16 protein-coding genes are annotated in these 12,300 nt (G+C 60.1%); 4 read left to right on the top strand and 12 right to left on the bottom strand.

Features of this window, described 5'->3' with window-relative positions:
• The first annotated feature begins 1 nt into the window (after position 1).
• The 4 genes from FY206_RS01795 to yjdP all read left to right on the top strand — a co-directional run bounded on the left by FY206_RS01795 (position 2) and on the right by yjdP (position 3,294).
• A complete protein-coding gene (locus tag FY206_RS01795; protein ID WP_032644736.1) occupies positions 2-550 on the top strand; it encodes a DUF3304 domain-containing protein in 549 nt (182 codons plus the stop codon).
• A gap of 15 nt (positions 551-565) precedes the next feature.
• Entirely contained in the window at positions 566-1,069 is a 504-nt protein-coding gene (locus FY206_RS01800) for a DUF3304 domain-containing protein (RefSeq protein ID WP_032644737.1), read from the top strand.
• A gap of 18 nt (positions 1,070-1,087) precedes the next feature.
• Entirely contained in the window at positions 1,088-2,872 is a 1,785-nt protein-coding gene (locus FY206_RS01805; RefSeq protein WP_032644738.1) for a DUF2235 domain-containing protein, read from the top strand.
• A gap of 95 nt (positions 2,873-2,967) precedes the next feature.
• Entirely contained in the window at positions 2,968-3,294 is a 327-nt protein-coding gene (gene yjdP, locus FY206_RS01810) for a DDRRRQL repeat protein YjdP (protein ID WP_032644739.1), read from the top strand.
• 53 nt (positions 3,295-3,347) lie between these two features.
• Here the strand turns inward: yjdP and phnP are convergent, their stop codons facing one another.
• The 12 genes from phnP to phnE all read right to left on the bottom strand — a co-directional run bounded on the left by phnP (position 3,348) and on the right by phnE (position 12,199).
• Positions 3,348-4,106, bottom strand: coding sequence for a phosphonate metabolism protein PhnP (gene phnP, locus FY206_RS01815; protein WP_032644740.1), 759 nt, complete (start codon positions 4,104-4,106; stop codon positions 3,348-3,350).
• Positions 4,107-4,115: 9 nt separating this feature from the next.
• The gene (gene phnO, locus FY206_RS01820; protein WP_077064534.1) at positions 4,116-4,550 is read right to left on the bottom strand and encodes an aminoalkylphosphonate N-acetyltransferase; all 435 of its coding nucleotides are present in this window, start codon (positions 4,548-4,550) and stop codon (positions 4,116-4,118) included.
• Positions 4,543-5,094 carry a ribose 1,5-bisphosphokinase gene (gene phnN, locus FY206_RS01825; protein WP_086379807.1) on the bottom strand — a complete coding sequence of 184 codons (552 nt, stop codon included), beginning with the start codon at positions 5,092-5,094 and terminating at the stop codon, positions 4,543-4,545. Before phnN ends, phnO begins: the two co-directional genes overlap by 8 nt.
• On the bottom strand, positions 5,091-6,227 hold the full coding sequence (gene phnM / locus FY206_RS01830; RefSeq protein ID WP_032644743.1) for an alpha-D-ribose 1-methylphosphonate 5-triphosphate diphosphatase: 1,137 nt from the start codon (positions 6,225-6,227) through the stop codon (positions 5,091-5,093). The genes phnN and phnM overlap by 4 nt, the downstream gene beginning before the upstream one ends.
• On the bottom strand, positions 6,224-6,904 hold the full coding sequence (gene phnL, locus FY206_RS01835) for a phosphonate C-P lyase system protein PhnL (protein ID WP_032644744.1): 681 nt from the start codon (positions 6,902-6,904) through the stop codon (positions 6,224-6,226). The genes phnM and phnL overlap by 4 nt, the downstream gene beginning before the upstream one ends.
• Positions 6,905-6,985: 81 nt before the next feature.
• Positions 6,986-7,741 (bottom strand): phosphonate C-P lyase system protein PhnK, encoded by a 756-nt coding sequence (gene phnK, locus FY206_RS01840; RefSeq protein ID WP_032644745.1) that lies wholly within the window; start codon positions 7,739-7,741, stop codon positions 6,986-6,988.
• Positions 7,738-8,583 (bottom strand): alpha-D-ribose 1-methylphosphonate 5-phosphate C-P-lyase PhnJ, encoded by an 846-nt coding sequence (phnJ, locus tag FY206_RS01845; RefSeq protein ID WP_032644746.1) that lies wholly within the window; start codon positions 8,581-8,583, stop codon positions 7,738-7,740. The genes phnK and phnJ overlap by 4 nt, the downstream gene beginning before the upstream one ends.
• Positions 8,576-9,640: a carbon-phosphorus lyase complex subunit gene (locus FY206_RS01850; protein ID WP_032644747.1), complete on the bottom strand. Its 1,065-nt coding sequence runs from the start codon at positions 9,638-9,640 to the stop codon at positions 8,576-8,578. The genes phnJ and FY206_RS01850 overlap by 8 nt, the downstream gene beginning before the upstream one ends.
• Positions 9,640-10,224, bottom strand: a complete 585-nt coding sequence (gene phnH, locus FY206_RS01855; RefSeq protein WP_032644748.1) for a phosphonate C-P lyase system protein PhnH — start codon at positions 10,222-10,224, stop codon at positions 9,640-9,642. Before phnH ends, FY206_RS01850 begins: the two co-directional genes overlap by 1 nt.
• Positions 10,221-10,673 carry a phosphonate C-P lyase system protein PhnG gene (phnG, locus tag FY206_RS01860; protein WP_032644749.1) on the bottom strand — a complete coding sequence of 151 codons (453 nt, stop codon included), beginning with the start codon at positions 10,671-10,673 and terminating at the stop codon, positions 10,221-10,223. Before phnG ends, phnH begins: the two co-directional genes overlap by 4 nt.
• Entirely contained in the window at positions 10,674-11,399 is a 726-nt protein-coding gene (gene phnF, locus FY206_RS01865; protein ID WP_032644750.1) for a phosphonate metabolism transcriptional regulator PhnF, read from the bottom strand.
• A 20-nt stretch (positions 11,400-11,419) separates the two neighbouring features.
• Entirely contained in the window at positions 11,420-12,199 is a 780-nt protein-coding gene (phnE, locus tag FY206_RS01870) for a phosphonate ABC transporter, permease protein PhnE (protein ID WP_032644751.1), read from the bottom strand.
• Between the last annotated feature and the right edge of the window lie 101 nt (positions 12,200-12,300).

Consider the following 12,300-nt stretch of genomic DNA (forward strand, 5'->3'; position numbering starts at 1 on the left):
TATGGGATTTTTCAAATCTTATAAGAAAATTGATAATGGAATTAACCGTGGTTATGCCCGCTGGGGGAAATGGCTCTGGGGTGTGTTGTTGTTGCCGGTGGTGATTTACCTTGGCTGGTCGGTGTGGGCTGCTATCTGGGGGCCACCGTCAGGACCGGTCACGCTGATTATTCACAGTGAAATTGACAGGCCTATTCGAGAGTTTAGCGTGAATGGCATGGCAGGGGGGAATGCGTTCGCGCGTGATAAAAGTAATCCGTACGGGACTGGTCCTGGTGCAGCTACCTGCTGCGGAAGCATCAGCGGGGATACAGCAGAAATTATCTGGACAGTTGATTACACACTTGCGCAATACAAAGCGGGGATGCGAACAGAAGTCCACAAAAAAATATTACCCATGCCGCAGCGGGAGTGGGGCGAAAATTACCTCCATACCTATTTCCTGCCGGGAGACAGAGTCTACTTATGGTGGAGCACAGGTTTTAACAGCCCTTCAGCTGATGATATTGCCGCCCAGGTGGAGCAAAAACGTCGGCAGAATATGCACTGATTTTAAGGGATTAAAATGGGATTTTTTAAAACGTTCGATAAAGTAGACGGTGCGGTGAACCGGGGTTATGCCCGCTGGGGAAAATGGCTCTGGGGAGCGTTGTTGTTGCCGGTGGTGATATACCTTGGCTGGTCGGTGTGGGCTGCGGTCTGGGGGCCGCCGTCAGGACCGGTCACGCTGATTATTCACAGTGAAATTGACAGGCCTATAAGAGGTTTTAGCGTAAACGGCGTGGCAGGTGCAAATGCATTTGCTTATGGCGGTGGGAAATCAACCTGTTGTGGAAACATCAGCGGGAATCAGGCAGAAATTATCTGGACAGTTGATTACACACTTGCGCAATACAAAGCGGGGGTGAGAACAGAAGTCCACAAAAAAATGTTATCCATGCCGCAGCGTGAGTGGGGCGAAAACTATCTTCATGTTTATTTCCTGCCTGAAGAAAATGTCCGGTTATGGTGGAGTACAGGCTTTAATCACCCTGACTCTCAAGATATTAAAGTTCACACCTCAGAGTGAAAAAAGGGAAAATAATATATGGATATTGAAAGCCTTATCGCCGCAGCAAATCGGGCCCAGCAGGCAGAAGATGCTGGCTTAGATAACTGCTCGCGGGTATGGCATGCGGGCTTCTTTTTTGATGGGATTCATCGCAATATAGAAAAGGATACACCAGAACATCGCCTCAGCAATATTGCCAGATTATTCAGAGCATTTCCTGATGAGAGAGAAAACATACCAAACGTTACTTACAATGCTTTTTACATTTCTGGCCTAGGTACTCCTTTTAATGAAACTGTCGTTGAAAAACTTCATACCATTATGGACAGCGGTCTGGACAGCATAACGGATGATATAACAAGCCAGCCCGGTGAAATGACCAAAGAAGCGGGTATGGATTTTATAAAAGGTGACAGCTGGTACGAGGTTTTAAAAAAACAGGGAAAGAAACTTCTTAACCCGGCGGAATGGAAAAATCTGGCCTTTGATACGGCTAAAAATGCTGTTAAAAAAGTCAGTATCGAATCAACGCCCTGGCTGCGTGATAATCCTACGGTAGCCGATATGCTGGTAACAGGCGTCGATACCCGTATCACCTCCACAAAGCTAACGTTTCAAGAAGGCTACAAAGAAGCTATTAAAAAAAGCCCGGTTCCCATCAAGCTAATCTCCATTTCACTTTTCGGTTTTGATCTCGGCGCTACCCTGGCACGTAAATTCCTGGATAGTTTGCTAAAAGATATCTGTAAGAAAGAGGGCGATAAATATACTTACCAGAGCATACCCGTCGATATTGTCTTTACCGGGCTGTTTGACTGCTCGCGGCGTACATCTGCCAGCAACAACAACGGCGTGGATTACTTTATCTCTGCGTTCGGCGGTCCGGTAAAAGGGATCGGCGTGTTATTGGGGGATAAATCTATCGACCAGGATACCTCACTGCCAGAAGCGGTAAAGAAAAGCCTGCATCTGGTTGCCGCCCATGAAACCCGCGTCTGGCGCTGCTTGTACCGCACCGGCAGTAATCCAGCGCATAAGGAAGAACTCTATCCTGGGTGCGCAGAGGATATCGGCGGGGGTCTGAAACCGGACGAACAGAAACCGAGTGCGGAACTCAGCCGCGTTGCGCTGCACAGAATGTACCGCGAAGGGACCATGGCGGGCGTGCCTTTCCCTGATTTTCAGACATTGAATGAAAGTAACCCCGTGGTTGCGGCGTATTTCATCGTCCAGGACAACGTCAAAAATCAGTCCGTTCTTCAGTGGGCAAAGGCATACCAGAGCGCACTGCCCCTTTCCTCTCTGAGCACCTCGAATCAAAACCGCCACCTCGACAGCTACATCGACTGGCTGGGACGTCAGTACTACCAGTACAGCACAGAGTGCATGAGGTACGAAAAGCTGCGCGGCGACGTTCTGGCCTCTGCGGGCGCATCGGCGGGTTTTGCGGGCACTACCCAAGAGGCGAAAAACGTCGCCGGACAGTACGCCAGTGAGCTCAGCGTGCTGCGACAGCATTGGGGATGGCTTGACGACGTGAAGGATGCCGCCATCAAGCTGCGAAACAGCATGGAGCACGACCCCGCTGACAGGCGCAGGGAAATCGCACCGCATGTCTATGACCACGCGCTGTGGCGTGCGAAGCGGTTCCTGAACTACGCTAGCGCGGCATACCAGGGTAAACCACAGCCGTTTCCCATCGACGCCGCGCCGCCAGAAATGTACGCGTGGTTCGTTCATGACCTACAAACGGTTGAGAAAGGAACGGGCATTTCGCAGGACTTTTTTGTAATCCGCTCAATGGAAATGCCTGAAGCGTGATGGGCGCTGCTGATAACTGAATTTGAGATTCCTCCGCTACTCCGGCACAGTGCCGTTGATTACCTTAACGCCAGTCCACCTGTGAGTCTGGCCTTATGAAATGTTACTCAACTGCTCTGTTATTCGGTCTGCTGTCGCTCACCAGCCAGCTGGCCCACGCCGACGTGATTGATGATGCTATTGGCAACATTCAGCAGGCGATCAACGATGCCTACAACCCCAGCAGCAGCCGCAGCAATGACGATGACGACGATCGTTACGACCGCAGCCGTCAGATCGACAGTCGCCAGTACGACGATCGCCGCCGGCAGCTTGAAGACAGACGCCGCCGCTTAGACGAGCGCCAGCGTCAGCTGGACGACGACAGGCGTCGGTTAGAAGAAGATGAGCGTCGGTTAGAAGACGATTACGATCGCGGATAAGTGCGGCCTGTTGCCCTCACCCCAGCCCTCTCCCACGGGGAGAGGGAGAAAACCTAGTCGAACACCAACACCATCCCGTCATATCCCGCTTCAATGCCGTCCGGCAGCGGGTTGTTCATCATCCACACGTCAAACTGATGGCTGATGTGCGTCAGGATCACCTGCGGGCAGCCAATCACCTCGTTCAGCGCAACCACGGTGTTCAGATCACAGTGGTTGCGCGGCGGTTCGTCACGCGGTTCATGGCTGCAGTCGATGATTATCGCCTGCGGCTGATTGTTGAGCAGAAACTTCACCGTTTTTTCCGGTAATCCCGCCGTGTCGGAAAGCCACGCCACGCGGCTGTGGGCGGATTCCAGCAGATACCCAAACGTCAGTTTCGAATGGTTGAGGGGCAGCGGCGTCACCCGCAGTCCCTGTAGCTCAAACATCACGAACGGCTCGACGGTGTGGCTGAAATCCAGAATTCCCGGATGTTTAAACAGGTCGTCGCAGCCTGCTTCGTCCGGCGGGCCGTAAACCGGGATCGTCGCGCCAACGCCCCAGCGCAGGGGGAACAGCCCCTGGACGTGATCCATATGGTAATGGGTGAGCAAAAACTGCTGGAAGCTGCCTGCGGGCCAGTCGTCCATCAGGTGCGGAATGCCCGCGTCCAGCAGCGTCACCGCATTGTTGAATTTGACCACCGCGCTACAGGGGCGACGGCGATAGCTGTCCTGCAGGCGCGCCCGGCGGCACGCCGCGCAGTCGCAGCCAAAGACCGGCACCAGCTGGGCGCCACCCGTTCCCGTCAACGTGATTGTCAGACTCATAACGCACCTCTACAGCGGCTTGGTGAATCGAAAATGGCTCTGCGTATAGCCTTCGCGAACGTAAAAGCGGTGCGCATCCACGCGCTTCACGCTGGTGGACAGTTCGGTCAGCTCCGCACCGGCCTGTCGCGCGACGTCCTCTGCCCAGGCCAGCAGCTGGCTCCCCACCTTTAACCCGCGCGCCTGCGGCATCACCACCAGCTCCTGGATCTCGCCGATCCAGCGCGCGTGATGGAGGTGAAACTGCAAGTGCAGGCCGATCGTGCCGATGACTTCCCCGTCCAGCTCGGCAAGCTGGTAGCGCATGTTGCGATCCTGCAAATTGGCAAGATAGCCCGCGTGAAACGCCTGGCGATCGAACTCGGCCTGCTTTAATTCGCAGATTAACGCGTAAACGATTTGCGCATCGTCCGCGGTGGCGGGGCGAAGCGTACAGTCAGGCATGCTGGTTCTCCTTCTGACGGATAAGCGATAAAAATGTCTCGACTGACTGTAGCAAACTTCCGTCGTTATTAAGGATGTGACAGTCGGACGGAGCATAGCGGGCGGCGCGCGCAAGCCGCTGGTCGATCTCGCGGGCGGATTCACGCCCCCGGCTCTGCAACCGGCTGCGCAGAACGTCCGGCGAAACCTGCAGGCAGACGGGCAGCAGGGCCGCCCCGTAGCGGGCGCGCGCCTGCGGAAGATGCGCCCGCGAGCCGTTGACCAGCACGTCGAACCCCGCATGCAGCCACAGGTCGGTCTCAATGCCAATCCCGTAGTAGTAGCCGTTGGCGTGCCAGCTCAGCGCCAGCAGGTTTTGCCCGGCGCGGATGAAAAACTCCTGCTCGCTCAGGGCGATATGATTCTCACTCCCTGCATTGGCCGCGCGGGTAATATAGCGGTGCGCCACCAGCAGCTGGGGGTGTTCCCGCTGCCGTAAGGCGGACAGCAGGCTGTCCTTACCGGAGCCGGAGGGGCCCATTAACCAGACGAGTCTTCCCATCAGAACACCCTTTTTCCCTGACGCCAGACGTGGTCGATATGGATGTGCTCGCCCTTGCGGTGGGCCAGCACCAGATCCGCGCGTTTCCCCTCGGCGATTTCCCCGCGATCGTGAAGATTAAGCGCCGAGGCCGGGTTTTTCGTCACCAGGCGAATCGCCTGCGGCAGCGTAAAGCTGTTGTCCTCGTTGTCGGCCACCCGGAACGCCGCATCCAGCAGGCTGGCGGGGTAGTAGTCGGACGAGAGGATATCCAGCAGGCCGAGGGAAGCAAGCCTGCTTGCCGCGACGTTGCCGGAGTGCGATCCGCCGCGCACGATGTTCGGCGCGCCCATCAGCACGCTCATGCCGTGTTTGCGGGAGGCCTCGGCCGCTTCGAACGTGGTGGGAAATTCGGCGATCGCGATGCCGAGCTGGTGGGATTCACGCACGTGATCGTGCGTGGCGTCGTCATGGCTGGCCAGCGCGATATTGCGGTCCCGGCACATCGCGGCAATCTTAAGACGATTGGGCTGCGACCACCGGGCTGCCAGCGCCAGCTGCTCTTCCTCGTAGCGCGCCATCTCCGCATCGCTGAGGGAATATTTGCCCTGATAGTATTCGCGGTACTTTTCAATATTGGCGAACTGGCGCTGCCCCGGCGAGTGGTCCATCAGGGAGACCAGCGAGACCGGCTCGCGCCCGACCAGCTTTTCAAACAGCGGCAGGGTGGTGTGGTGCGGCAGCTCGCAGCGCAGGTGAAGACGGTGCTCGGCGCGGTTGAGGCCGCGTTTCTGCGTCTCCTCCACGGCGTTGATCATTTTTTCCAGATTCTCCAGGCGATCGCCGCCGTCGCGCACGTCGCCAATGGCTACCGCGTCCAGCACGGTGGTAATGCCGCTGGCGACCATCAGCGCGTCGTGGCTGCTCATCGCCGAATGGGCGGGCCAGTCCACCTTCGGGCGCGGGGTGAAGAACTTGTCCAGGTTATCGGTATGCAGCTCGATCAGCCCCGGCAGCAGCCAGCCGCCTTCACCGTCCATCGCCCCGGGCGCGCGGCTTTGGGTTTCGGCAAACGCGCGGATGACGCCGTCCTGGATCTCAATCGACCCGCCCACGACCTCGTTTTCCAGCACCAGCCTGACGTTATTGATAATCATACGTTTGTCCCCATTGGGTGCAGCCTGTCCGCTATGCGGGTGCGAACGGCATCGTCGTGGAAGATCCCGACGATCGCCGCACCGCGCGCTTTGGCCTGCTCGATCAGCTCCACCACGGCCGCGCTGTTTTTACCGTCGAGCGAGGCGGTGGGTTCATCCAGCAGCAGAATCGGGTAGTCAACGATAAACCCGCGGGCGATGTTGACGCGCTGCTGCTCGCCGCCGGAAAAGGTCGACGGGGCAAGGTGCCACAGGCGCTCGGGCACGTTGAGGCGCGTCAGCAGGCTGGCGGCTTTGGCGGCGCAGGCTTCGCGCGGGACGCCAAGATCGAACAGGGGCTGCATCACCACGTCCAGGGCGGAGATCCGCGGGATCACCCGCAGAAACTGGCTCACCCAGCCGATCGTCGAGCGGCGCACCTCGAGCACCTTACGGGCGGGAGCCTGCACCAGATCGACCCACTCGTCATTGTGGCGAATATGAATATGGCCTTCGTCCGGCAGATAGTTGGCGTACAGGGAGCGCAGCAGGGTCGATTTTCCGCTGCCGGAATGGCCGTGCAGCACGACGCATTCGCCCTTGCCGACCTCCAGCGAGGCGTTTTGCAGGACCGGCAGGCGCACGCCGTTTTGCTGGTGGAGCACGAAGGTTTTACTGACGTTTTGTACGTGGATCATGTTGGCCTCGTGGCGTTTTCTTGCCGGGTGGCGGCTTCGCCTTACCCGGCCTACAGGGTACGGTGTTCGTTGGCTGCGCCATCAATTCTGTAAAACTGACGACACCAGCAGCTGGGTGTACGGATGGTGGGGATCGTCGAGCACCCGATCGGTTAACCCACTTTCCACCACCTGGCCCTGCTTCATCACCAGCAGACGGTCCGCCAGCAGGCGCGCAACGCCCAGATCGTGGGTGACAATCACTACCGCCAGGTTCAGCTCCACCACCAGGCCGCGCAGCAGGTCGAGCAGGCGCGCCTGCACGGACACGTCCAGCCCGCCGGTGGGTTCATCCATAAACACCAGCTTCGGATGCGTCACCAGATTGCGCGCAATCTGCAGACGCTGCTGCATCCCGCCGGAGAAGGTTGTCGGCAGGTCGTCAATGCGCGAGGCGGGGATTTCAACTTCCTCCAGCCAGTGCTGCGCGGTGGCGCGGATGTTGCCGTAGTGGCGCGCGCCGGTGGCCATCAGCCGTTCGCCGATGTTGCCCCCGGCAGAGACCTGACGGCGCAGGCCGTCCATCGGTTGCTGATGCACCACGCCCCACTCTGTGCGCAGCAGGCGGCGGCGCTCGGCCTCGCTTATGCCGTAGAGGGAGCGTCCCTGATACAGGATCTCACCGTGCTGCGGCGCGAGGCGCGCGGAGATGGACTTCAGCAGGGTGGTTTTGCCGGAGCCGGACTCGCCGACGATCCCCAGCACTTCGCCCGGCCACAGCTCGAACGACACGTCGCTGAAGCCTTTGCCCGGCGCGTAAAGGTGGGTCAGGTTGTTAACCGAAAGCAGCGGTTTCATTGGCCGTTCGCCTCGCTCTGTTGGCGGCAGTAATCGGTGTCGGAGCAGACAAACATCCGTTTGCCCGTGTCGTCCAGCACCACTTCGTCCAGATAGCTGTGTTTTGAACCGCAGATGGCGCACGGCTCGTCCCACTCCTGCACCGTGAACGGGTGGTCGTCGAAGTCGAGACTCTCCACGCGGGTGTAAGGCGGTACGGCGTAGATGCGCTTTTCGCGCCCGGCACCGAACAGCTGCAGGGCGGGCATCATGTCCATTTTCGGGTTATCGAATTTCGGGATCGGCGACGGGTCCATCACGTAGCGCCCGTTGACCTTCACCGGGTAGGCGTAGGTGGTGGCGATATGGCCGAAGCGGGCGATGTCCTCGTACAGCTTCACCTGCATGACGCCGTACTCTTCCAGGGCGTGCATGGTGCGGGTTTCGGTTTCGCGCGGCTCGATAAAGCGCAGCGGCTCCGGGATCGGCACCTGAAAAATCAAAATCTGATCTTCCGTCAGCGGCGTTTCGGGGATGCGGTGACGGGTCTGGATCAGCGTCGCGTCTTCGGTTTTTTCGGTGGTCGCAACGCCCGTTACCCGCTGGAAGAAGCTGCGGATCGACACGGCGTTGGTGGTGTCGTCTGCGCCCTGGTCGATGACCTTCAGCACGTCCGCTTCGCCGATCACGCTGGCGGTAATCTGAATACCGCCGGTGCCCCAGCCGTAGGGCATCGGCATTTCCCGGCCGCCGAACGGCACCTGATAGCCCGGAATGGCCACCGCTTTAAGGATGGCGCGGCGGATCATGCGTTTGGTTTGCTCATCCAGATAGGCAAAGTTGTAGCCGCTTAAGTTAGCCATTGGTGCGCTCCCGTTGCAGGCGTTTCAGCAGTTCCAGTTCGGCCTGGAAATCGACGTAGTGCGGCAGCTTGAGGTGCGAGACAAAGCCCGCGGCCTCAACGTTGTCCGCGTGGGCCAGCACGAACTCTTCGTCCTGCGCCGGGCCCGCAACGTGTTCGCCGTAGTCCGGCGCCTGCAGCGCGCGGTCGACCAGCGCCATGGCCATCGCCTTGCGCTCGCCGAGGCCGAACACCAGCCCGTAGCCGCGGGTAAAGTGCGGATCTTCATTTTCGGGGGCGACAAAACCGTTGACCATTTCACACTCGGTCATCAGCAGTTCGCCGACGTTCACCGCAAAACCCAGCTCTTCCGGCACGATTTCCACGTCGATATAGCCGCTGCGAATTTCGGCGGCAAACGGATGGTTGCGCCCGTAGCCGCGCTGGGTGGAGTAGGCCAGCGCCAGCAGATAGCCTTCGTCGCCGCGCATCAGCTGCTGCAGGCGGGAGGAGCGCGAGCACGGGTAAACCGGCGGCGTGCGGGTGATGTCGTCCGGCTGCGCGCCGGCGTCCTCTTCCGCCTTCGCCAGACCCTGTTTTGCCAGCAGGCTGAAGACGTGCGGAGACGGTTCCTGTTCAGCGTCGGAAGTGCTGAGCTGCGGCGCTTCGCCGTTCGCCAGCAGGGTGAAATCCAGCAGGCGGTGGGTGTAGTCGTAGGTGGGGCCGAGCAGCTGGCCGCCGGGAACGTCTTTGTAAACGGCGGAGATACGGCGCTCCAGGCGCATGTCGGCGGTGTTTACCGGCTCGCTCACCGCCAGTTTGGCAAGCGTGGTGCGGTAGGCGCGCAGCAGGAAGATCGCTTCGACGTTATCGCCGCTGGCCTGCTTGAGCGCCAGCGCCGCCAGCTCGCGGTCGGCGATGCCGCCCTCGGTCATCACCCGGTCGACGGCGAGGTTGAGCTGCTGTTCAATCTGGGCAACGCTCAGCTCGGGAAGCTGCTCATCGCCCCGTCGTCTGTGCGCCTGCAGCGCATGGGCGGCGGCGATGGCCTTCTCGCCCCCTTTGACGGCAACGTACATCAGCACACCTCCACGTGGGTAGTCCTCGGGATGGCCAGCAGGCGCTCGCCGCAGGTGAGGAGCAGGTCAATGCCCAGCGGGAATGGGTGCGGGCGCTCGGTCAGCTCGTGAATGATGCACTCCGGCAGCTGCGGCGCGACCATGCGCTCGTCGGCGATGCCTGCGCCCGTCAGGCGCAGCATGCGGCCGCCGCTCAGGCTGGAGACCTGCAAAATCAGCGTGGCGCTGGTCTCCGGGGCGACGGCGCTGCCTTCGCTCAGGGCGTTAAGCTGTTCATGACTGATTTGCTCGTCGGCTACGGCAAAGATTGCCTGCCGGGGCTGCTCAACCAGCGGGGCGCCGGTGTGAAAACGCAGGTTCTGGCTGGCGATATCGTTCGAAAGCGCGCCCGAAAGCCACACCGGGGTGTCGTTGTCGGCAAGCGTCAGCAGCACGCTGGTGGTCGCCAGGTTCAGCGGCAGCCAGCCCTGGGAGAGCTGGTGCAGCGAGACGATCACGCCCGGCTCGCTCATGGCCTTCAGCAGGCGACGAAAACTGTGTTGGGCATCCTGGACGGCCAGGGTAAAAGCAGGTTGAAGCGTCATGCGTTGTCTCCGCGAACGAGCGTAAAGAAGTCGACCCGACTGGTATTCACTTCGGCCTGACGTGCGGCAAGGCGCGCGGCGCGGTCGGCTTCCAGCGGGGCAATAAGGGTTTCCATTAACGTCTGGAAATAGGGTGGTTCCTGTAAAAGCGCGTCGATCACCGCGCAGCGCTCGGCGTGCGCTTTATCGCGCCCCAGCACGTAGCCGTAGCCCAGCGTGCCGCTGTTCAGGCGGATCGCCGCGCGGGTGAGGGTGGCGTCTCCGGCGAAAAAGCGCTCGCCGGTGCCGCCCATGCGCGCCTGGATTTGAACGAGGCCGATCTCCGGGGCGCGGAGGGTGTCGTAGTCTGGCGACAGGCTGAGCGCGTTCATGCGGGCTGTGAGCGCGGCAGGCTGGCTGTGGGCCAGCACGCGCATCCAGCGCTGTCGGGTGGCGGTGTCGAAATGCATTCAGTGCTCCATGGTGAATTCGATCATGTCGGCGCGGGTCAGGCTGACGGAGTATTCCGTCGCGTTGACTTCACCGTCACAGTGGTTGAGGGTGCGCACGCAGAGCAGCGGGGCCATGTTGGGAATTTCGAGCACCTTGCTCTCTTTCGCCTGCGCGCGACGGGCGCTGATGCGCGTCTGGGTGCGCTTGAGCGCAATGCCCGTGGCATCCTGCAGAAAGTCGTGCAGGGAACCGCTGGAAAAGTTTTGCAGCACTGGCCAGAGGGCGAGGTCCGCGAAGTAGTGGTCGATCTGGCACACCGCCACGCCGTTAACGCGACGCAGGGTGCGCAGGTGGACGACGTTGTCGCCCTCCTGAATGCCCAGCGCGTCCGCCACGTGGCTGGAGGCCGGGCGCAGCACCGACAGCAGCTTTTCGCTGGTCGGGTGGCTGCCCTGATCCAGCAGGTTTTGGCTAAAGCGCGCCTGGGCGTTGAGCGGATAGTCGAACGGGCGCATCAGCACCAGCACGCCCACGCCCTGACGACGCTGGACCCAGCCGCGCTCGACCAGCTGGTCAATGGCCCGGCGCAGGGTGTGGCGATTCACTTCATAGCGATCCGCTAGCTGCTGCTCGGCGGGCAGATAGTCCCCGCAGCGGTAGTGGGTGCGCAGCTCCACTTCGAGCCTGGCGGCAATTTCTTGCCAGCGGGTGGGATAACTGGTCGGATGTCTGGATAAGTGCATAGAAAACAAAGCCTCGCTTCTCAGATGAAGTGCTTACGCAAACGTTGAGAGAGGAAATCCAGCAGGCTGACGGTGACGATGATGAGCACCATCAGGGCGCAGGTTTGCTGGAACTGGAAACCGCGAATCGCTTCCCACAGGGTGACGCCGATTCCGCCTGCGCCCACCATGCCGACCACCGTGGCGGAGCGAACGTTGGACTCAAAGCGGTACAGGGAGTAGGAGATCAGCAGCGGCATCACCTGCGGCAGGACGCCGTAGAGGATCTCTTCGATTTTGTTGGCGCCCGTTGCGCGAATTCCCTCAACCGGGCCGGGCTCGATGGCTTCGACCGCTTCGGAGAGCAGCTTGGAGAGCACGCCGGTGGTGTGGATGAACAGCGCCATCACGCCCGCGAACGGACCCAGACCCACGGCGACCACGAACAGCATCGCAAAGACCATTTCGTTGATGGCGCGGCAGGCGTCCATCAGGCGGCGCATCGGCTGATATATCCACCACGGCACGATGTTTTCCGCGCTCATCAGGCCAAAGGGAATGGAGAGAGTGACGGCAAGGGCGGTGCCCCAGACGGCAATTTGCAGGGTGACCGCCATTTCGCTGAGGTAGTCCTGCCACTGGCTGAAGTCCGGCGGGAAGAAGTCGGCGGCGAAGGTCGCCATGTTGCCGGAATCTTTGAAGAGCAGCAGCGGATCCATTTCCGCGCCCTTCCAGGAGATAACCAGCACCGCCAGCAGGATGGCCCAGCTGATGAGCGAGAACCAGCTGCGCTTCGGCGGCGGGAGGGTGATGGTTTGCATGATAACTCCTTTGGGTTTAGTCCCCTCTCCCTTGAGGGAGAGGGTTAGGGTGAGGGGAAACGTGCGCGCTGATGCCCTCACCCCGGCCCTCTCCCACAGGG

Origin of the sequence: Enterobacter chengduensis (assembly GCF_001984825.2) — a bacterium.
In the GTDB taxonomy this organism is placed as follows: domain Bacteria; phylum Pseudomonadota; class Gammaproteobacteria; order Enterobacterales; family Enterobacteriaceae; genus Enterobacter; species Enterobacter chengduensis.